Genomic DNA, 20,629 nt, shown 5'->3' on the forward strand with positions numbered 1-20,629 from the left:
AGTTGCAGCGATGCGCACACTTTTCCAGTGGTTCACGGTGCTCTTCGTCGCCGTCACGGTGGCAGCCGGTGCCGCGTACCGGGCGTACGGGCGCAGGCCGTCGCCCGCCGCCGAGCCGGCGAAGTCGGTGGCCTAGGGGGTCAACCGGCTTGTGACCGGAGGTGGTCGATCACCTCGCCGAACTCCTTGGTCGGTGAGAAGTCCACGTACTCGCAGTCCTCGATCGCCTCCGGGGCATGCCCCGGGGGCCAGTAGAAGGCCTGCCCCGCCTCGTAGACCTCTTCGCCGTCCTCGGTCCGCATCCTCAGCCGGCCCTTGAACAGGTATCCCCAGTGGGGGCCTGGCACAAGTCACCGGGCAGTCCCTTGAGCGCCGGGCCCATGTCGGTGCCCTTGGGGAAGCGTACGAACGCCGCGCTCATGTCTCCCCCGACCTCCTGCAGGCGCAACTCGATGCCGCCGCCTTCTATCACCACGGGAGCGTCGTCACGCGTGGTCGCCGTCATGGCTCCTCCACGGACGGACTGCTGCCGGGCCCCGGATCCGGGAATCCCGGGATGTCCGTCTCCTCCAGTCTCGACCCGCCCATCGGTCCGCGCACGGCGGGGCGGTCCGTCATCCGCAGCGGCCGGGTCTAAGGCGAGGCCGGGGTCGGCGCCGGGACCGGTGCCGCGATGGCGCAGTCCCCCGCCGCGCCCACGTCCAACCGTCCGGCCGACGTCGCACCGGCGTCCGTCGTGTCCGATACCAGCAGCCCGGTCGGGAGCAGGAGAACAAGGGCGACGCTCCGGAGAACGGCGTCTCCGACGGCCCCGGTGGGCACGCCGACTCGTCCTCGGCGGTCGACCACCGGTTCAACGGGAAGGAGTGACCCGCGGGCGAACGCCGGAAGCCGACCACCGTCAGGGCGAGGCCAGCAGGGCCTCGCCCTCGCGGCGGAGCTTGGGGAGTACGTGCTCGGCGCAGCCGGCGACCCGGAGGGCGGCGTCGGCTGTGGCGGAGGCGAAGGCGGCGTGGCCGTGGTCGTGGTCCGGGGAGGCGCGCCGGATGAGGATGACGCTCTCGATGAGGCCGAAGACGAGGTCGGCGCGCAGTGCCAGATCCGCGGGCGGGAGGTCGGCGCCCGCGGTGGTGGCGGCGAGGAGGCCTGCGTAGGCGGCCTTGAGGTCGTCGCGGACGGCGCGGAAGGCGGCGAAGCGGTCGGCGCGGACCTCGGGGAGCAGATAGAGCGCACCGAGGTTGTGGGGGCCGCCGCACAGGAGGGCGGCGTCGGCGCGGCAGAGGGCCCAGAGGCGGGCCTCGGCGGGGACCTCGTGGCGGGCGGCGAGGCCGAGGGCGAGGTCGAGGGAGGGCCGTACGGTGCTTTCGAGGAGGGCGGCCAGGAGGTCTTCCTTGCCGCCGAAGTAGTGGTACATCGAGGCCTGGCGCATGCCTGCCCGCTCGGCGACGGCGCGGGTCGTGGTGGCGGCGTATCCGCGCTCGGTGAAGAGTTCGGCCGCGGCGGCGAGGAGTTCGTCGCGGGCCGACAGGCCGCTGTCCGGTCGCGTCTGCGCGCGCGGCCGTCCGACGCGCCGTCCCGAGGTGCTCACCGGACGATCGTCGCACACGCGCGCGGGCGGCCTCGGCGTGAGCGGTCGGTAACTCCCCCGAAACAGCCGGGCAATCGGGCCGAAGCCACGCCCGCTTAATTTCTGTCGTGCGACAGAAATTGACGGCCGAACCGGAGGTGGAAGCCGTGGCGACAGGGACAGGCACTGGCTCGACGTATGGGGCCCGCGACCATGCCCGCGCCCAGGAGGGCACACGGGTCGACACCATGCCCACCCTCCCCGCCGGCGCCTGGCCCAACCCCCCGGCCGGCGTCGCGCCGGACCGCATCGTCTGGGCGGAGACCGTGGCCGGCGGCGACTACACGCACAAGGTCATCGCCCGGGGTACCGAGCTGCGCCTCACCGACCTGGCCGGAGACGCCTGCGCCCACGTGTTGCTCTACGCGGACGGCCGTCCCTGGGAGCGGCTCAACGCCGCCGACACCGTCAAGGTCCTCTGGAACGCGTACGTCGGCGAAGGCCACCTGCTCCTGTCCGACCAGGGCCGCGTCCTCGCCTCCGTCGTCGCCGACACCAGCTCCCGCCACGACGCGCTGTGCGGCACCTCCACGGCCGTACGCAACACCCAGCGCTACGGCGACGGTTCGCCGCAGGGCCCCTCCCCCGCCGGGCGCGAGCTGCTGAAACTGGCCGCGCTGAAGAACGGGCTGGAGCCTCGCGATCTGCCGCCGTCCCTGTCCTTCTTCCAGGGCGTACGGGTCGTGGCCGACGGCAAGCTCGAGTTCACCGGCTCCGCCGGGCCGGGGGCCTCGGTGACCCTGCGGGCCGAACAGCCGCTGACCGTACTGATCGCCAACGTCCCGCACCCGGTGGACCCGCGCCCCGACTACGTGTGCACGCCGCTGGAGGTCCTGGCCTGGCGGGCCGCGCCCACCGCGCCCGGCGACCGGCTCTGGGACGCCACCCCCGAGGGCCGCCGCGCCTACCTGAACACCATTGACCACCTCGCCGCCAGGGGGATCCAGTGAAGGTGACCAGCACCGTCGTTCCGGCCCGCGCGCCGTGGTCCGCGGTCGTCAGCAAGGGTGAGCACCTCACCATCACCGACCTCGGCGGCAACCAGGCCGTGGACTGCCTGCTGTACGACGCCCACGACACCGCCGTCCGCTACAGCGCGCCGGACACCATCCACGCACAGGGCAACATCTTCCTCACCACCGGCAGCGTCCTGCTCTCCAACGAGCACACCCCGCTCATGACCGTCGTCGAGGACACCTGCGGACGCCACGACACGGTCGGCGGCGCCTGCTCCAAGGAGTCCAACACCCTGCGCTACGGCCACCACACCTGGTCCCAGCACGCCTGCGTGGAGAACTTCCTCGCCGAGGGCGCCAAGCACGGCCTCGGCAAGCGCGACCTGGTCAGCAACATCAACTGGTACATGAACGTCCCCATTGAGGAGGACGGCACCCTCGGCATCGTCGACGGCATCTCCTCCCCCGGCCTGAAGGTCGTGCTGCGCGCCGAGACCGACGTCCTCGTCCTGGTCTCCAACTGCCCGCAGATCAACAACCCCTGCAACGGCTTCGACCCCACACCCGTGGAGATGACGATCACCGAGGGCGCCGCATGAGCACGGCCCTGGACGCTCAGCCCTTCGACACCCTCCTGGTCGCCAACCGCGGCGAGATCGCCGCCCGCATCATCCGCACCGCCCGCCACCTCGGCCTGCGTACCGTCGCGGTCTACTCCGACCCGGACCGCTCCGCGCCGCACGTCCGCCTCGCCGACGAGGCCGTACGGCTCGGTCCGGCCCCGGCCAAGGCCAGCTACCTGGACGTCGACGCCGTACTGGAGGCCGCCCGCCGCAGCGGCGCCGGCGCCATCCACCCGGGGTACGGATTCCTGTCCGAGGACGCGGACTTCGCGCGCCGCTGCGAGGCCGCGGGGCTGGTCTTCGTCGGCCCGACCCCGCAGCAGCTCGAACTCTTCGGCGCCAAGCACACCGCCCGCGCCGCCGCCGAGGCCGCCGGGGTGCCGCTGCTGCCCGGCACCGGGCTGCTGGACGGCCTCGAGGCGGCGCGCGCGGCAGCGGACGCGCTCGGCTACCCCGTCATGCTCAAGGCCACCGGCGGTGGCGGCGGCATCGGCATGCAGGCCTGCCACTCCCCCGCCGACCTCGCCGAGGCCTGGGACCGGGTGCAGCGGGTCGCCGCCGCCTCGTTCTCCTCCGCCGGGGTGTTCCTGGAACGGCTGGTGGAACACGCCCGTCATGTCGAGGTCCAGGTCTTCGGCGACGGCCACGGCCGCGTCGTCACCCTCGGCGACCGCGACTGCTCCCTCCAGCGCCGCAACCAGAAGGTCCTGGAGGAAGCACCCGCCCCCGGCCTCCCCGACTCCGTACGCCGCCAACTGGCAGACACCGCCCGCTCGTTGTGCGCCTCGGTCGGCTACCGCTCGGCGGGCACGGTCGAGTACGTCTACGACGCCGCGCGCGGCGAGGCGTACTTCCTGGAGGTCAACACCCGCCTCCAGGTGGAGCATCCGGTCACGGAGGAGACGTACGGCGTCGACCTGGTCGAGTGGATGCTGCGGCTCGCGCGCGGCGAGGACTTCGACATGACACCGGGCACCCCGCACGGCCACGCCGTCGAGGCCCGCGTCTACGCCGAGGACCCCAGCCGGGGCCACCGGCCCAGCGCGGGGCTGCTGACGCGAGTCAGCTTCCCGGAGGACGTACGCGTCGACGCCTGGATCGAGAGCGGCACGGAGGTGACGACCTCGTACGACCCGATGCTGGCCAAGATCATCGCGCACGGCGCCGACCGCGCCGACGCCCTCGACCGGCTGGCCCGGGCCCTGACCGAGACCCGCGTCGACGGCATCGAGACCAACCTCGGCCTGCTGCGCGCGGCCGCCGCCTCGCCCGCGCTCCGTGCCGCCGGCCACACCACCGCGTCCCTCGACACGATCACCGACCCCACCCCGCGCATCGAGGTCGTCCGCGCGGGCACCCTGACCACCGTCCAGGACTGGCCCGGCCGCACCGGCCTCTGGCACGTCGGCGTGCCGCCCTGCGGCCCGATGGACGACCTGTCCTTCCGCCTCGGCAACGAGGCCCTGGGCAACGACGAGGGCGCCCCCGGGCTCGAATGCACCCTCCAGGGCCCGCAGTTGCGCTTCAGCCATGCGACGACGGTCTGCGTCACCGGCGCCCCCGTCGCCGTCACGGTCGACGGAGTACCGGTCCCCCAGTGGGAGCCGTTCACCGTCCCGGCGGGCGCGGTGCTCGACGTTCCGGCGCCCGGCGGCCACGGCCTGCGTACGTACGTCCTCTTCGGGGGCGGCGGCCTGGATGTGCCGGACTTCCTCGGCAGCGCCGCCACGTTCACGCTGGGGCGCTTCGGGGGGCACGGCGGGCGGACGCTGCGGGCGGGGGACGTGCTGCACGGCGGCTCCGCGGTGGTGGGCACGCCGGTGCCCGAGGGCCGGCGGCCCTCCTTCGGCGCCGAGTGGCTGGTCGGGGCGGTCGAAGGGCCGCACGCCGCACCGGAGTTCTTCACCGAGGACGACATCCACGACTTCTACGCCGCCGAATGGAAGGTCCACTTCAACTCGGCCCGGACGGGGGTGCGGCTCGTCGGCCCCAAGCCGCGCTGGGCGCGAACGGACGGCGGGGAGGCGGGACTTCACCCCTCCAACATCCACGACACGCCGTATTCGGTGGGCGCCGTCGACTACACCGGCGACATGCCGGTGCTGCTCGGGCCGGACGGGCCCTCGCTCGGCGGTTTCGTCTGTCCGGCGACGATCGTCACCGGCCAGCGCTGGAAGCTCGGCCAGTTCCGGCCCGGCGACACAGTGCGCTTCGTCCCTGTCACGGAGGACGCTGCGGCGGCGCTCCGCCTCGCGCCCGCCGTGCGGCCGGTGCCCTCGCGCCCGGCTCTCCGGGACGGCGGCGTCCTCGGGCGCCTCCCCGAGACCGACGGCCGCCCCGCGGTCACGTATCGCCGCAGCGGCGACGACAACCTCCTCATCGAGTACGGCCCCATGCAGCTCGACCTCGCCCTGCGCATGCGGGTGCACGCCCTCGCCGAACGCCTCACCGCCGACGCCCTCCCCGGCGTCGTCGACCTCACCCCCGGCATACGCTCCCTGCAGGTCCACGCCGACCCCGACATCCTCCCCACCGCCAAGCTCCTCGCCCTCGTCCAGGAGGCCGAAGCCCAACTCCCGCCCACCGATGCGCTCCGCGTGCCCAGCCGCACCGTCCACCTGCCGCTCTCCTGGGACGACCCCGCCACGCGCGAGGCCATCGCCCGGTACATGGCGGGTGTGCGGGACGACGCGCCGTGGTGCCCGTGGAACATCGAGTTCATCCGCCGCGTCAACGGTCTCGAGTCCGTGGACGACGTCTACCGGACGGTCTTCGACGCGGAGTATCTGGTGCTGGGGCTCGGTGACGTGTATTTGGGCGCGCCGGTCGCGACGCCGCTCGATCCCCGGCACCGGCTCGTCACGACCAAGTACAACCCGGCGCGGACCTGGACCGCCGAGAACTCAGTGGGCATCGGGGGTGCCTACCTCTGCATTTACGGGATGGAGGGTCCCGGGGGCTACCAGTTCGTGGGCCGCACGGTGCAGGTCTGGTCGAGCCGTAAGGGCTTCCCGGGCGACCAGCCGTGGCTGCTGCGGTTCTTCGACCGCATCAAGTGGTATCCCGTGGAGGCCGACGAACTCCTCGACATGCGGGCCGACATGGCTGCGGGCCGGCTGCGTCTGCGGGTCGAGGACGGCGAGTTCTCGCTCGCCGAGCACCAGCGCTTCCTTACCGACAACGCGGACTCGATTGCCGCGTTTCGGGCCAGGCAGGGTGCCGCGTTCGGCGCCGAGCGCGACGCGTGGGAGGCGGCGGGCGAGTTCGCCCGCGCCGAGGCGGCGGTTGCTCCCGCGCCGGCCACGGTCGACGTGGCTGTGCCGGAGGGTGGGTGCGCCGTGGAGGCCGAATTCGCCGCCAGCGTGTGGCAGGTCGCCGTGCGTCCGGGTGAGCGGGTGCGGGCCGGGCAGAAGCTGCTCGCCCTCGAGGCCATGAAGATGGAGTCCGCCGTATCCGCCCCCGCTGACGGTGTCGTCGCCGAGGTTCTTGTCGCCCCCGGCGATCAGGTGTCCGCCGGAACGGCGTTGCTCACGCTGGGGCCGGCGTGAGCGGCTCCCCCGGTGGGAGTGCCCGGGGAGTCGGTGCCGGTCCGAGGCCTCCGGGGCGGGGTCCTGGACCGACATATTTACGTACGTGACGGGCACTTTGTCCCGATACCCCGGAGAACCCACACAAATATACGCAGGCGTCCAGGACCCCACCCCTGCGATCCCGCACCTCCCGTCTCGTACGCGCTGCGAGCCGGTGGACCTGATCATGGAGGCCCGAGAACCAACTACGGCGGGGAGGGCCGGGGTCGTAGGGGTGGGGGTCCTGGATGCTCCGCATATTTGTGTGCATCGCGCGGGGTGAGGCAGCGAAGGGCCCGTCACGCACGTAAATATGTCGATCCAGGACCCCCAGCCCCGGAGGCCCCGGACCGGCACCGACCGGCAGCCCCCACAACGACAAGGAGTCGCACGCGATGACCGGACCCGCACTCAGCCGCGTACGCGCCGCGTACACACGGATCGCCGAGGTGGACCGGCCCGACATCTGGATCGGGCTCAGGCCGCAGGCCGAGGTGGAGACCGAGGCCCGGGCGATCGACGCGCGCCTGGCGGCGGGGGAACACCTCCCGCTGGCCGGGACCGTCGCGGCGGTGAAGGGGAACATCGACATCGCCGGGCTGCCGACGACCGCCGGGTGCCCTGCGTACGCGTACGAGCCGGAGCGGGACGCCCCGGCCGTGGCGCGGCTGAAACAGGCGGGCGCGGTCGTCCTCGGGAGCACGAACCTGGACCAGTTCGCCACGGGGCTGGTCGGCACGCGGAGCCCCTACGGTGCCGTGCGCAACGCGTACGACCCGGCGCGGGTGAGCGGGGGCAGCAGCAGCGGGTCGGCCGTTGCCGTGGCGCTCGGGATCGCCGATATCGCGCTGGGGACGGACACCGCGGGCTCGGGGCGCGTGCCGGCGGCGTTCAACGGGATCGTCGGCATCAAGCCGACGTACGGGCTGGTACCGACGACCGGGGTGGTGCCGGCCTGCGCGAGTGTGGACTGCGTGACGGTGTTCGCCCGTACGATCCGGGAGGCGGAACGCGCCTTCGGCGTTCTCGCCTCGCCCCCCGGGCGAACCGGGGAGCCGCCGGCCCGCCGGCCCGGGCCGTGGCGGGTCGCGGTGCCGTCCACGGATCAGCTCGGCGAGCTGGACAAGGGGTGGGCGGAAGCTTTCGAAGGAGCTGCGCAGCGACTGGCCGAGGCGGGCGCGGAGTTGCGGAGTGTTGAGCTCACGGCGTTCACGGCGGCGGCCGAACTGCTGTATGAGGGCGCGTTCGTGGCGGAGCGGTACACCGCTGTTGGTGGCTTTATCGACAAGCATGCCGACGACCCGGCCCTCGACCCCACCGTCGCCCGCATCATCACGGCCGCCCGGGATCTCCCGGCGCACCGTCTGTTCGCCGACATGGACAAGCTGGCCGCACTGCGCACCCAGGCCATGGCGGAGCTGGGCGACGCGGACGCGCTGCTGCTGCCCACGACCCCCGGCCACCCCACGCTGGCCGAGGTGGCGGCCGACCCGCTGGGTGCGAACGCACGCCTCGGCAGGTTCACCAACTCCACCAATCTGCTGGGCATGTGCGGGATCGCCGTCCCGGCCGGTGAGGTGGACGGGCTGCCCTTCGGGGTGATGGTGCTCGGCCGGGGCTTCACGGACGACCGTACGGCGGCGATCGCCCGGCTGCTCAGGCCGACCGCGAAACTCGTGGTCGTCGGCGCCCACCTGTCGGGGCAGCCCCTCAACCACCAGCTGCTCGCCCTGGGTGCCCGGCTGGTGGCGACGACCACCACCGCGCCCGAGTACCGGCTGTACGCGCTCGACACGGAGCCGCCGAAGCCGGGCCTGGTCCGGGTCGCGGACGGCGGTGCCGCCGTCGAGGCCGAGGTCTGGGAGCTGCCGACCGAAGGGCTGGGGGCGTTGCTGGCCGCGCTGCCGCGCCCCATGGCGCTGGGCCGGGTCGGGCTCGCGGACGGCACGACGGCCCCCGGATTCCTGTGCGAGCCGGAGGCGGTCGGCAAGGCCGTGGACATCACGACGTACGGCGGATGGCGGGCATTTCTCGCCCATTCGTGAGTCGGCGTGATCCTTTCGAACGCCGCATTTCCGCATCGTTAATGAATCGAGTGGCCTGCCGGGCATTCCTGGACTGGAGTTCGAGCTAAATGCCCGGGGGTCAGGGAACGTGGTGCCGGTCTGCCACCGGCGCATTTCCCGGGGCCCCGCACGCCCCCACTCCGACAGGGGAATTCCGGACGCCCTCCATTGCCGTCGTGGGTCACGAATTTCCCTCGGGTCCATCCCGTGTCACCGCGCGGGCGACCACCCTTGACCGTTTCCGCGTGTCCCTGTCACCGTTCAGGCGGCTTTAGCCAACACAGGGGGGCACATCATGGCAACGGCAATACACCGCCGCGCCGTCGTGACCGGACTCGGCGTCATCGCGCCGGGCGGAAACGGCCGCAAGGCCTTCTGGGAACGCGTCACTTCGGGCGTGAGCGCCATCCGCGGCATCACCCTTTTCGATCCGACCGGACTGCGCTCCCGTATCGCCGGCGAATGCGACTTCAACCCCGAGGCCCACGGCCTCGGCCCGCGCGACCTCCGCCGCATGGACCGCTGCGTGCAGCTGGGGGTCGCCGCCACCCGCGAGGCCCTGGAGGACAGCGGCCTCGACACACTGACCGGCAAGGAGAACCCGGAGCGCGTCGCGGTGAGCATGGGCACGGCCATCGGCCCGGCCTCCCGCATGGAGAGCGAGTACGTGGTGCTCAGCGACCGCGGCAGGCTGTGGGTGGTCGACCACACCTACGTCATGCCGTACGCGTACGAGTCGCTGGTGCCCAGCAGCCTCGCCGTCGAGGCGGCCCGGCTGGCCGGGGCGGAGGGGCCGGTCGGGGTGGTGTCCAACGGCTGCACGACGGGCCTGGACGCGATAGGTCACGCGGCCGCGCTGATCGAGGAGGGCTCGGCCGATGTCGTCGTCGCCGGGTCCTCGGACGCCCCGATCACGCCGACCGCCGTGGCCGCCTTCGACGTCATCAAGGCCACCTCGCCCAACAACGACGACCCGGCCCGCGCCTCCCGCCCCTTCGACCTCGAACGGGACGGATTCGTGCTGGCCGAGGGCGCCGCCACCGTCATCGTCGAGGAGCTGGGCCACGCCCTGCGCAGGGGCGCGCACATCTACTGCGAGATCTCCGGCTACGCGGCCCGCAGCAACGCCTTCCACATGGCCGCCCTCAAGGACGACGGCCTGGACCTGGCCGAGGCGATCCGGGTGGCCCTCGACCGGGCCCGGGTCGCCCCGCAGGACCTGGACTACATCAACGCCCACGGCTCCAGCACCCCGCAGAACGACCGGCATGAGACGAATGCCTTCAAGGCCGCCCTGGGAGAGCATGCCCGGGTCACGCCGATCAGCTCCGTCAAGTCGGTGATCGGTCATCCGCTGGGTGCCATCGGCTCGATGGAGATCGCCGCCTGCGCGATGGCGATCGAGGAGGGCGTGCTGCCGCCCACCGCCAACCTCCACACGCCGGACCCGGACTGCGACCTCGACTATATCCCGCTCACCGCCCGCGAGCGGCGTACCGACACCGTCCTCACGGTCGCCAGTGGCTTCGGCGGCTTCCAGTGCGCCATGGTGCTGACGAAGGCGGAGGCCGCATGACCGCCGTCGTCACCGGCATCGGCGTCGTCGCCCCCAACGGCCTGGGCACGGAGGCGTACTGGCAGGCCACACTGGCCGGACGGAGCGGCATCGGGCCGATCAGCCGCTTCGACACCGACGGCTTCCCGCTGCGCCTGGTCGGCGAGATCGACGGCTTCACGGCGACGGACTACCTGCGCCAGTACCGCGTCAGCCAGACCGACCGGATGACCCATTTCGCCGTGGCCGCCACCGCGATGGCCCTGGAGGACGCCGGGCTCGAGCCGGCCGACGTCCCGGAGTACGGCTTCGCGGTGGCCACCGCCAGCTCCATCGGCGGGGCGGAGTTCGGGCACCGGGCGATCGAGCGGCTGTGGAGCGAGGGGCCGCGCAAGATCGGGGCGTTTCAGGCCATCGCGTGGTTCTACGCGGCGACGACCGGCCAGATCGCGATCCTGCACGACATGAAGGGCCCCGGCAGCGTTCATGCCGCCGAGCAGGCGGGCGGGCTGGAGGCGATCGCCCAGGCGCGGCGCGCCCTGCGCGGCGGGGCGCGGGCGGCCATCACCGGGGGGACCGAGGCGCCGCTCGATCCGGGCGCGCTGGTCGGGCAGTTGCCGAACGGCCGGCTGAACCTGGGCGACGACCCGGAGACGGCGTACGCGCCCTTCGCCGCGACCGCGGCAGGCCACGTCCCCGGCGAGGGCGGCGCCATCCTGGTCGTCGAGAACGGACAGGCCGCGTACGAGCGCGGCGCCCGCGTGCACGGCACCATCGCCGGGCACGCGGCCACCTTCGACCCGGTGCAGGGACTCGGGCGGCCTCCCACCCTGCGCCGGGCCATCCACCTCGCCCTCGACGACGCGGGCCTGGACCCCGGCGAGGTCGACGTGGTCTTCGCCGACGCGGCCGGCACCCGTACGGATGACCGGGCCGAGGCGGAGGCCCTGGCCGAGGTCTTCGGCCCGTACGGCGTGCCCGTCACCGCGCCCAAGTCCATGACCGGCCGCCTCTACGCGGGCGGCGCCGCCCTCGACACCGCCACCGCCCTGCTCGCCCTGCGCGACCAGGTCATCCCGCCGACCACCGGGGTCGCCCGGGCCGCGCCCGACTGCCCGGTCGACCTGGTCACCGGGCAGCCGAGGGAGGCCCGGCTGCGTAACGCGCTGGTGGTCGCGCGGGGGTACGGCGGCTTCAACGCGGCGCTCGTGGTGCGGCGATTCACCGACCGAATTGGTTGACTGTGCATGGACCTGGCTGTTCCACTAGGTGCATGCCTTCTTCGCAGCGGCTCGTCACGCGCGACTACATCGACTTCGGTCGCGTGTGGTCGGCGTCGTGTCCGCGCCTGCCGTAGTCACGATCCCGACGCATCGACGACCAGACGACAAGAAGAGGCCTCACACCCATGCCCGTAGAGTTCCTCGGCATCGCCGCGACCAACGAAGGCTCCGAAGTCACCCCGCGTTCCGGCGCGTCCTTCGACAAGGACTACACCCTCCGCCTCGCCCGCGCCCACGAGGACAACGGCTGGGACCGGATCCTCTTCGCGTACGGTTCCGGGTCCCCCGACCCGGCACCTGCGGCCGCGTACATCGCCGCGAAGACCGAGCGCATCCAGATCCTGCTGGCCCACCGGCCCAACGTCTCGTACCCGACCTTCGCCGCGAAGACCTTCGCGACCCTGGACCGGATCAGCGACGGGCGCCTGGCGGTGCACTTCATCACCGGCGGGAACGACCACGAGCAGCAGCGCGAGGGCGACTTCCTCACCAAGGACGAGCGGTACGCGCGCACCCGCGAGTACATCCGGATCGTCAAGAAGATCTGGACCACGCACGAGCCCTTCGACCACGAGGGCGTCCACTACCGCTTCAACGACTTCGTCTCCGACACCTTCCCCGTCCAGCAGCCCCGCCCCCGCGTCTCCTTCGGCGGCTCCTCGGCGGCGGCGTACGAGGCCGGGGGCGCCGAGGCGGACATCTACTGCCTGTGGGGCGAGCCGCTGGCCGAGACCGCGCAGCAGATCGAGTCCGTCAAGGCCGCCGCGAAGGCCGCAGGACGGACGGACGTTCCGAAGATCCAGGCCGCCTTCCGGCCCATCATCGCCCCGACCGAGGAACTGGCCTGGGAAAAGGCCCACCGCACCCTCGACCGCATCCACGCCCGCAAGGCGGCGGGGCCGCTCAGCCGCCGGCACCCCCTCAAGAACCCCGAGAACACCGGCTCCCAGCGCCTCCTTGCCGTCGCCGCCAAGGGCGAGCTCCACGACCGCGCCCTCTGGACCCCCACCGCCGTCGCCACCGGCGGCGCCGGCAACTCCAACGCCCTCGTCGGCACTCCCGAAACCGTCGCCCAGGCCCTCCTGGACTACTACGACCTCGGCGTCGACATCCTCTCGGCCCGCGGCTACGACCTGCTCGACGACGCCATCGACTTCGGGCGGTACGTCATCCCGATCGTGCGCGAGGAAGTAGCCAAGCGAGACGCGGAGCGCTCAGCCGCGCGGGCCTGACCGGGTTGGGGGTAGGCCGCCCGCCTGAGGCGGAGCGGGCTGGCCCAACCCGGGCGCACCCGGCAACGGGCGCGCACCACGACGGAGCGTGGCCGGGGTGCGTCGGCGGCCGACCGCCCGTGGCCGGGTTGGGCCAGCCCTCCCCCAGACTCCGTCTGGGAGGTGCCCCCATCTCGCTTCGCTCGCCTTGGGGGCACCTCCCAGCGTCTAGCTGGGGGAGGACGGCCTACCCCCAACCCGGCGGAGCCGGAGGGTCAGCCGACAGACGAGTACGCCACCACGCCCCGGAGCAGCGCATCGACCGCCTTGCGGGCATTGCGCCGCACCGGGCTGGCGTCGGGCGCCGCAGCCGCGATCTGGCCGAGCACATCGATCAGCTGCTTCGTCCAGCGGACGAAGTCGCCGGCCGGCATGTCCGCGTCGCGCAGCACCGCGTCGAGGCCGTGGCCGGACGCCCAGCGGTACGCGGGCCAGGCGAAGCCGAGGTCGGGCTCGCGCTGGCCGACGCCTTCGGCCTGGTTGATGCGGTGCTGTTCTTCGAGCGCGTCGAGGCGGCCCCAGATGCGGACCATCTCGGCGAGCGCGTCGCGTGCGTTGCCGCTGGGCAGGCGCGGCGGCATCGCGTCGTCCGCCGAGCGGGCCTCGTAGACGAGAGCCGAGGCGCAGGCGGCGAGTTCGGCGGGGCCGAGGGCATCCCAGACGCCTTCGCGGAGGCACTCGCTGGCCAGCAGGTCGAGTTCGCCGTAGAGCCGGGCGAGGCGGCGGCCCTCCGGGGTGACCTTGTCGGCCTCCAGGTAGTCGAGGTCGGTCAGGAGCGCGCAGATGCGGTCGAAGGTGCGGGCGATGGTGTTCGTACGGCCTTCGATGCGGCGCTCCAACTGCCGGGTGTCGCGGAGCAGTCGGTGGTAGCGCTCGGACCAGCGGGCGTGGTCCTCCCGCTCGTCGCAGCCGTGGCAGGGGTGGGCGCGGATCTCGGTGCGCAGGCGGGAGATCTCGCGGTCGTCGGCGGCGGCCGCCCGCTCCTTGCGGTGGCGCGGCGGCGCGACGACCCCGGCGGTGCCGGCCTTGGACCGCATCGCGGTCGCGAGGTCGCGCCGGGACTGCGGGCTGCGCGGGTTGAACGACTTGGGGATGCGCATACGGTCAAGGGCTTCGACCGGCACCGGGAAGTCGATCGGCGCGAGCCGCTTGACCTGCCGCTCGGCGGTGAGGACGAGCGGGCGCGGCCCGTCGTGCTGGAACTGCTCGTGCCGGGGGTGGTATCCGGTTGACCGGCCCGCCGGGACGCCGGGGTCCAGAACGAGCGCGAGGCCGGCGAACTTGCCGGCCGGGACATGGATGATGTCGCCCGGCTTGAGCTTCTCCAGCGCGTCAGCGGCGGCGGCCCGCCGCTGCGCCGTGCCCTCGCGGGAGAGTTCGGCCTCGCGGTCCTTCAACTGCCGTCGCAGGCTCATGTACTGGTCGAAGTCGCCGAGGTGGCAGGTCATGGACTCCTTGTAGCCGTCCAGGCCCTCCTCGTTGCGCTGCACCTGCCGCGAGATGCCGACCACCGACCGGTCGGCCTGGAACTGGGCGAAGGAGGTCTCCAGCAGCTCCCTCGACCGGTGCCGGCCGAACTGCCCGACCAGGTTGACCGCCATGTTGTAGGACGGCTTGAAGGAGGACCGCAGCGGATACGTCCGCGTACCGGCCAGACCCGCCAGTGCGGCCGGGTCGAAGCCGCGCTGCCAGAGCACCACCGCGTGGCCCTCGACGTCGATGCCGCGGCGCCCGGCGCGGCCGGTGAGCTGGGTGAACTCCCCTGGCGTGATGTCGGCGTGGGTCTCGCCGTTCCACTTGACGAGCTTTTCCAGGACGACGGACCGGGCCGGCATGTTGATACCGAGCGCCAGCGTCTCCGTGGCGAACACCGCCTTGACCAGGCCGCGTACGAACAGCTCCTCGACGACCTCCTTGAAGGTCGGGAGCATGCCGGCGTGGTGGGCGGCGACGCCGCGCTCCAGGCCTTCCAGCCACTCGAAGTAGCCCAGGACGTGCAGGTCTTCGTCGGGGATGGACTTGGTCCGCTCCTCGACGATGGCCCGGACCTTGATGCGGGCCTCCTCGTTGTTGAGGCGCAGCCCGGCGGCGAGGCACTGCTGGACGGCGGACTCGCAGCCGGCCCGGCTGAAGATGAAGGTGATGGCGGGCAGCAGCCCCTCCGCGTCCAGCCGGTCGATGACCTCGACGCGGCTGGGGGTCCAGACCCGGCTGCGCTGCCGCCGGTCGCGCTCGCGGTCGGCCTCGCGGACCTTGCCGCGGCCGCGTCCGAAGCCGGCCTGGCTCTCCATCCGGGCCAGGCGTACGAGGTCGGGGTTGACCTCGCGCCGGGTGCGGTCGGCGGATCCGGGGGCGCCGCTCTTCTCCTCGTACAGGTCGTACATCTTTCGGCCGGCCAGGACGTGCTGCCAGAGCGGGACCGGGCGGTGCTCGGAGACGATGACCTCGGTGTCGCCGCGGACGGTGTCGAGCCAGTCGCCGAACTCCTCGGCGTTGGAGACGGTCGCGGACAGTGACACGAGGGTCACGGACTGCGGGAGGTGGATGATGACCTCTTCCCAGACCGCGCCGCGGAAGCGGTCGGAGAGGTAGTGCACCTCGTCCATCACCACGTACCCGAGGCCGTCGAGGGCCTGGGATCCCGCGTAGAGCATGTTGCGCAGGACCTCGGTGGTCATGACGATCACCGGGGCGTCGCCGTTGACGCTGTTGTCGCCGGTGAGCAGGCCGACCTTCTCGGCGCCGTAGCGCTTGACGAGGTCGGTGAACTTCTGGTTGGACAGCGCCTTGATCGGCGTGGTGTAGAAGCATTTGCGGCCCTCGGCGAGGGCCAGGTGGACGGCGAACTCACCGACGATCGTCTTGCCGGACCCGGTGGGCGCGGCGACCAGGACGCCCTTTCCGGCTTCCAGGGCCTGGCATGCCTCGATCTGGAACGGATCCAGCTCGAAGTCGTACAGCTCGCGGAAAGGCGCGAGGGCGGTGGCCTGCTCGACCGCCCGGAGCTTGGCGGCGGCGTAGCGCTCTGCGGGGGACATCTCGTCACTCATCTTGACACCGAGAGTACCGGCAGCCACTGACAGAGGACGTGATCTTTTCTTTTCGCATACCTTCTGAGCAGCGTTGTCGGCGCCGCCGGGCGGCGTCAGGTGGCGTCGTCGAAGCCGTCGCCGGAGCCGCTGTGCTCGATCTGCTCGCGCCCGCTGGGCTGCTCGGGCAGGGCCGCGCCGACCGGCTCGGGGGTGAGGTCGAGGTCGGAGGCCTCGTCGTCGTCCAGATCGGAATCGGGGTTCGACCGGCGGCGGCGCTTGTCGTTGAGCAGCGAGACCGCGACGGCGATGAAGTACAGGACCCAGATGGGTCCGGCCAGCGCGAGCATGCTGAGCGGGTCGGTGCTCGGGGTCGCGACGGCGGCGAAGACGGTGATGCCCATGATCATGCCGCGCCACCAGCCGAGCATCCGCTTGCCGGAGAGGATTCCGGCGAAGTTCAGCAGGACCAGCAGCAGGGGCATCTCGAAGGAGAGACCGAAGACCACGACCATGCGCGTGACGAGGTCGAGGTAGTCGTCGAGATGCAGGAGGTTGTCGACGCCCTTGGGGGTGAAGTCGATGAGGACCGTGGCGGTGGTCGGCAGGATCTTGTACGCGAAGAAGGCGCCGGCCAGGAAGAGCGGGAAGCCGACGCCGACGAAGCTGAGCGCGTACCGCTTCTCGTTCTTGTGCAGGCCGGGGGCGAGGAAGGCCCACAGCTGGTACAGCCAGACCGGGGTGGACAGCACCACGCCCGCCATGAGGGAGACCTTCAGCGCGAGGGTGAACGGCGTCAGCAGGCCGTCCATGACCAGGTGCGCGCAGTGGGTGTCCGACTTGACGGAGGTGGACTGGTTGGCGATGTCGGAGAGCGACGCCTTGCAGCCGATCGACGTCAGGACCGGCTTCACCAGGAAGGCGATCAGGTCGTTGTAGAAGAAGGCGGCGACGATCGTGATCGCGATGATCGCGAGCAGCGCTTTGCCGAGCCGGTTGCGCAGCTCACGCAGGTGCTCCGCGAGGGGCATGCGCCCCTCCGGGTCCTTCTCCTGCTGGCGGGCAGACTTGAGCAACCCACGTCCTCATCTCGTGCGGCAGCCGTCGTCGCCGTCGGCTTGGTGTGTCTGTCCTGGGGGCCTGGGCCTGGGGGCCTGGGAAGAGCCGGTCAGCTCTGGGTGGTCTGCTGCGGCTGCGGGGTCTCGTTGACCGGGCGGGCGCTGGTCACATCACCGGGAGAGGCCTGGATGGTCTTGGGCGCGGCCTGCTGCTCAGCGGTGGTGTTGTCGGCGGGCGGGCCGGCCGGGGCCGACGCATCGTCGTTCTTCATCGCCTTGGCCTCGCTCTTGAGGATGCGCATCGACTTGCCGAGGCCGCGTGCCATGTCCGGGAGCCGCTTCGCCCCGAACAGCAACAGGACGACGACAAGGATGAGGATGATCTCAGGGGCGCCGAGCTTGCCGAACATAAGCGAATACCTTCTCACCGAGGCGGCGTGGGTCCATGTCTGCCGAAGCCTTCGGACGGACGTCCGACCTTCGTTCTGCCAGCGATCGTAACCTGCAGGGGTAAACGTCTGGCAATCCCCCGGCATCCACCTGGCTCCGCTGCCCCCGCCGCACTCCTTCGGGGCCGCGTTGGCCAGCGTACCCCCCGAGCTTGTGAAGAACGAGGGTCTGGCGTGACAGCGCTTTCTACGAGCTCGCCGCGATCCGGGCCGGCTCAGCGCCGGACGGCGTCCCCGGTCCTGCGCGCCAGGGGCTCCGCGGCCCGCCGCAGGTCGTCCGAGGCACGCGAGATCTCGTCGGTGCTGCGGCCGAGCTGCCGGGCCAGCCCCTGGACCTCGGCGAAGACCCGGATGCCGAGAACGCCGAGGACGAGGATGCCGGCGGTCGCCAGGCCCACGTAGAAGTAGAGCAGCCACATGACGGATGAGCCTAGTGGGTCGGCCGGTGTGGATCAGCCGACGTGCAGGCGCATCGTGTTGACCCCGCCGCCGGTGAGCAGCTCGATGATGCGGTCGCCGGCCGGTTTGCGTACGAAAGTGCCGCAGTCGGGGCAGGTGAAGGAGTAGAAGGTGGTCCTTCGGCTGCCGCCTATGGCCAGCCGCAGGGCGCTGGCGGACAGCTCGAAGCAGCCCCGGCAGTCGGGGCAGGCCGCCTTGAACACGACGCTCGGGACCATCACCGGATTCTCCCCTTACTCCCCGTACGCCGCCAGGGCCTCGGCGGCGGCCTTCTGGGCGCTGTCCGCGAGATCCCGGGGGGAGACGATCCGGCCGTCGCGGCCCAGCCGCAGGGCGAGCCTGCGCAGGGAGCCCGGGTCGGGGGTGCGCAGGGTGATCCGCAGGGCGCCGTCGGGGAGCTCCTCGGCGATGTCGTGCGGGTAGTACTCGGCGACCCAGCGGCCGCCGGGGCCGACCTCGACGACGACCTCGGGGTCGTCGCCGGCCGGCTGGACCAGGCCCTGGGACAGGTCCCGGGGCTCGATGCGCGGCGGGTCGGAGGGCGTGTCGAGGAGCTTGATCTCGGCGACCCGGTCGAGCCGGAAGGTGCGCCGGTCCTCCGACAGGTAGCACCAGCCCTCGAAGTAGGTGTGGCCGACGGCGAACAGCCGGATCGGGTCGACCTCGCGCTCGGTGAGGGCGTCACGGGACGGCGAGTAGTAGCGGATCCACAGCCGCCGGCCCTCGGTGATCGCCCGGTCGACGTCGGCGAAGACACTGCCCTCGGACTCGAAGGTCACCGACAGCCCGGCGCTGGCCCCGGCCGCCTCGCCGGCCGCCGCCTCCACCTTGGCGGTGGCGCGCAGCAGTGCCTGCCGGTCGCTGTCGCGCAGCCCCGGCAGATTGGCCACGGCCCGTGCGGCGACCAGCAGGGCGGCGGCCTCGTCGGCGGCCAGCCGCAGCGGGTGGGCGGCTTCCGCGAGGGCGCCTTCGTTGTGCCACCAGATCCGCTCGCCGTCGGTGTCGATGTCGAGCAGGTCGCCGCCCCGGAAGCTGGTGCCGCACAGCGGCAGCACATTGAGGTCGCCGATCAGCTCGGCCTCGGTCACCCCGAAGGCCCGGGCGACGTCGGTGACCCGGGCGCCGGGGCGCTCGCGCAGATATGTCACCAGGGACAGCATCCGGCGGGTCTGGTCGATCGCGTTGGCCATGTGTCCGTGACCCCCCTCAGCCCTTGGCGACGGCGCGCAGCCGGTCGATGACGTCGGCCCGCAGCTCGGCGGGTTCCAGGACCACCACATCGGGCCCGAACTCCGCGAGCCAGGCGTCCAGCCCGTGCCCGTACGGGATCTCCAGCTCGTCCCAGTCGGCGTCGACGGGCAGTATCTCCACCGCCCGGGCGCGCAGCGGATACCCGGAGTCGCGGCGCAGCCTGATGCGGGCGGTGCTGCCGGTGGAGCCGTCGCCGGCCCAGCTCGCCACGGTGGCGCGTACGTCGACGTGGTCGGGGACCGGTGCGGTGAAGCCGCCGCCGCGCAGCCGGACCCGGCCGGTGATGCGGGAGAGCCGGAAGACGCGGACGTCGGAGCGGTCGCGGTCCAGCCCTGCGAGGTACCAGTGGCCGCGCCAGCATTCCAGGGCCCAGGGCTCGACCTGGCGGGACTCGGGGCGCACGGCGTTGGCCTTGCGGTAGTCGAAGGCGACCGCGCGGCGCTCGCGGGCGGCGGTCATCAGCGGCTCGAAGGCGGGCTCGGGTGCGGGGATGCGGGGCTCGAGGGCGCTGTGGGCGCCGGCCGGGAGGTCGTCCGTGTCGTCGAAGGGGACGCCGGCGGCGCGCAGCTTCTGCAGGGCTCCGCTGGCGGCCTCGGCGAAGCGGGCCTGCTGCCAGACCTTGGCGGCCAGGGTGAGGGCGGCGGCCTCTTCGGCGTCGAGGGCGATCTCGGGGAGGCGGTTGCGGTCGCGGCGGGCGAGGTAGCCGATCTCGCCGTCCAGGCTCTCGATGGTGTCGATGACCATGCCGAGCTCGCGGAGATCGTCCTTGTCCCGCTCGAACATCCGGTTGAAGGCGTCGTCGGAGCCCTCGTGGTAGGCCTCGATGGAGGTGCGCAACTCGCGCTTGCTGACCGGGCGCCGGGTGTTCATCAGGCACAGCGCCAGGTTCATCAGCCGCTCGGCCTTGGCAATGGCCACTCGCGCAACCTTCCTTCTTCAGCTCTCGTTGCAGACCGTACCGCCATGACGCCGCGCGGCAAAAGCGAAGCCCCCGCCGGGCCGGCCGATGGCCTGGCCCGGCGGGGGCTCGCGGTCAGCCGGTCGTCAGACGGACAGCAGGTCCACGACGAAGATCAGGGTCTCGCCGGGCTTGATGGCCGGGGTGGGGCTCTGGTTGCCGTAGGCGAGGTGCGCGGGGATGGTCAGCTGGCGCCGCCCGCCGACCTTCATGCCCTGCACGCCCTGGTCCCAGCCCTTGATGACGCGGCCGCCGCCGAGCGGGAACTTGAAGGGGGAGTTGCGGTTCCAGCTGGCGTCGAACTCCTCGCCGGTGCTGAAGGAGACGCCGACGTAGTGGACGGTGACGTTCTGGCCCGCCTTGGCCTCGGGGCCGTCGCCCTCCCAGATGTCCTTGATCTCGAGCTCCGCCGGGGGGTTGCCACCGGGGAAGTCGATCTCGGGCTTTTCGATGCTCACGTGCTTGCTCCTCGTTG

Annotated in this window: 19 protein-coding genes; 8 read left to right on the plus strand and 11 right to left on the minus strand. The window is 72.1% G+C overall.

Going from position 1 to position 20,629, the window contains the following annotated elements; genetic code table 11:
• Window positions 1-10 precede the first annotated feature (10 nt).
• Window positions 11-136: a hypothetical protein gene (locus ACFXJ5_RS24055; protein WP_384634581.1), complete on the plus strand. Its 126-nt coding sequence runs from the start codon at window positions 11-13 to the stop codon at window positions 134-136.
• A gap of 4 nt (window positions 137-140) precedes the next feature.
• On the opposite strand, the gene ACFXJ5_RS24060 is transcribed toward ACFXJ5_RS24055, so the two are convergent.
• From ACFXJ5_RS24060 to ACFXJ5_RS24070, 3 genes are all read right to left on the minus strand, one after another.
• Window positions 141-302 carry a hypothetical protein gene (locus tag ACFXJ5_RS24060; RefSeq protein WP_384634584.1) on the minus strand — a complete coding sequence of 54 codons (162 nt, stop codon included), beginning with the start codon at window positions 300-302 and terminating at the stop codon, window positions 141-143.
• Between the two features lie 2 nt (window positions 303-304).
• Window positions 305-505, minus strand: a complete 201-nt coding sequence (locus ACFXJ5_RS24065) for a hypothetical protein (RefSeq protein ID WP_384634585.1) — start codon at window positions 503-505, stop codon at window positions 305-307.
• A gap of 396 nt (window positions 506-901) precedes the next feature.
• Window positions 902-1,588: a TetR/AcrR family transcriptional regulator gene (locus ACFXJ5_RS24070; RefSeq protein ID WP_384634587.1), complete on the minus strand. Its 687-nt coding sequence runs from the start codon at window positions 1,586-1,588 to the stop codon at window positions 902-904.
• Between the two features lie 146 nt (window positions 1,589-1,734).
• Here ACFXJ5_RS24070 and ACFXJ5_RS24075 point away from each other — a divergent pair, with 146 nt between their 5' ends.
• The 7 genes from ACFXJ5_RS24075 (at window position 1,735) to ACFXJ5_RS24105 (ending at window position 12,911) form a co-directional block, all read left to right on the plus strand.
• Window positions 1,735-2,577 carry an urea amidolyase associated protein UAAP1 gene (locus tag ACFXJ5_RS24075; RefSeq protein WP_384634590.1) on the plus strand — a complete coding sequence of 281 codons (843 nt, stop codon included), beginning with the start codon at window positions 1,735-1,737 and terminating at the stop codon, window positions 2,575-2,577.
• Between the two features lie 2 nt (window positions 2,578-2,579).
• Window positions 2,580-3,182 carry an urea amidolyase associated protein UAAP2 gene (locus ACFXJ5_RS24080; protein WP_384634593.1) on the plus strand — a complete coding sequence of 201 codons (603 nt, stop codon included), beginning with the start codon at window positions 2,580-2,582 and terminating at the stop codon, window positions 3,180-3,182.
• On the plus strand, window positions 3,179-6,754 hold the full coding sequence (gene uca / locus ACFXJ5_RS24085; protein WP_384634596.1) for an urea carboxylase: 3,576 nt from the start codon (window positions 3,179-3,181) through the stop codon (window positions 6,752-6,754). The genes ACFXJ5_RS24080 and uca overlap by 4 nt, the downstream gene beginning before the upstream one ends.
• A 416-nt stretch (window positions 6,755-7,170) precedes the next feature.
• Window positions 7,171-8,820, plus strand: coding sequence for an allophanate hydrolase (gene atzF / locus ACFXJ5_RS24090; RefSeq protein ID WP_384634599.1), 1,650 nt, complete (start codon window positions 7,171-7,173; stop codon window positions 8,818-8,820).
• Window positions 8,821-9,136: 316 nt separating this feature from the next.
• A complete protein-coding gene (locus tag ACFXJ5_RS24095) occupies window positions 9,137-10,417 on the plus strand; it encodes a beta-ketoacyl-[acyl-carrier-protein] synthase family protein (protein WP_384634602.1) in 1,281 nt (426 codons plus the stop codon).
• A complete protein-coding gene (locus tag ACFXJ5_RS24100) occupies window positions 10,414-11,637 on the plus strand; it encodes a ketosynthase chain-length factor (protein ID WP_384634605.1) in 1,224 nt (407 codons plus the stop codon). The genes ACFXJ5_RS24095 and ACFXJ5_RS24100 overlap by 4 nt, the downstream gene beginning before the upstream one ends.
• Window positions 11,638-11,804: 167 nt before the next feature.
• Window positions 11,805-12,911, plus strand: coding sequence for an LLM class flavin-dependent oxidoreductase (locus tag ACFXJ5_RS24105; protein WP_384634608.1), 1,107 nt, complete (start codon window positions 11,805-11,807; stop codon window positions 12,909-12,911).
• A gap of 254 nt (window positions 12,912-13,165) precedes the next feature.
• Here ACFXJ5_RS24105 and ACFXJ5_RS24110 read toward each other — a convergent pair whose 3' ends face one another.
• The 8 genes from ACFXJ5_RS24110 to ACFXJ5_RS24145 all read right to left on the minus strand — a co-directional run bounded on the left by ACFXJ5_RS24110 (window position 13,166) and on the right by ACFXJ5_RS24145 (window position 20,612).
• Entirely contained in the window at window positions 13,166-16,000 is a 2,835-nt protein-coding gene (locus tag ACFXJ5_RS24110; RefSeq protein WP_384634610.1) for a DEAD/DEAH box helicase, read from the minus strand.
• 95 nt (window positions 16,001-16,095) lie between these two features.
• The gene (gene tatC, locus ACFXJ5_RS24115) at window positions 16,096-17,055 is read right to left on the minus strand and encodes a twin-arginine translocase subunit TatC (RefSeq protein ID WP_384634613.1); all 960 of its coding nucleotides are present in this window, start codon (window positions 17,053-17,055) and stop codon (window positions 16,096-16,098) included.
• Between the two features lie 92 nt (window positions 17,056-17,147).
• The gene (tatA, locus tag ACFXJ5_RS24120) at window positions 17,148-17,447 is read right to left on the minus strand and encodes a Sec-independent protein translocase subunit TatA (RefSeq protein ID WP_384634616.1); all 300 of its coding nucleotides are present in this window, start codon (window positions 17,445-17,447) and stop codon (window positions 17,148-17,150) included.
• Window positions 17,448-17,701: 254 nt separating this feature from the next.
• A complete protein-coding gene (locus ACFXJ5_RS24125) occupies window positions 17,702-17,905 on the minus strand; it encodes a hypothetical protein (RefSeq protein ID WP_384634619.1) in 204 nt (67 codons plus the stop codon).
• A gap of 33 nt (window positions 17,906-17,938) precedes the next feature.
• Window positions 17,939-18,163, minus strand: a complete 225-nt coding sequence (locus tag ACFXJ5_RS24130) for a hypothetical protein (protein WP_384634622.1) — start codon at window positions 18,161-18,163, stop codon at window positions 17,939-17,941.
• A gap of 15 nt (window positions 18,164-18,178) precedes the next feature.
• Entirely contained in the window at window positions 18,179-19,135 is a 957-nt protein-coding gene (locus ACFXJ5_RS24135) for a helix-turn-helix transcriptional regulator (protein ID WP_384634625.1), read from the minus strand.
• 16 nt (window positions 19,136-19,151) lie between these two features.
• A complete protein-coding gene (locus ACFXJ5_RS24140; RefSeq protein ID WP_384634628.1) occupies window positions 19,152-20,114 on the minus strand; it encodes a helix-turn-helix transcriptional regulator in 963 nt (320 codons plus the stop codon).
• 126 nt (window positions 20,115-20,240) lie between these two features.
• Window positions 20,241-20,612, minus strand: coding sequence for an FKBP-type peptidyl-prolyl cis-trans isomerase (locus tag ACFXJ5_RS24145; protein WP_384634631.1), 372 nt, complete (start codon window positions 20,610-20,612; stop codon window positions 20,241-20,243).
• Window positions 20,613-20,629: the final 17 nt, after the last annotated feature.

This window comes from Streptomyces sp. NPDC059373, assembly GCF_042751495.1.
Lineage (GTDB): Bacteria > Actinomycetota > Actinomycetes > Streptomycetales > Streptomycetaceae > Actinacidiphila.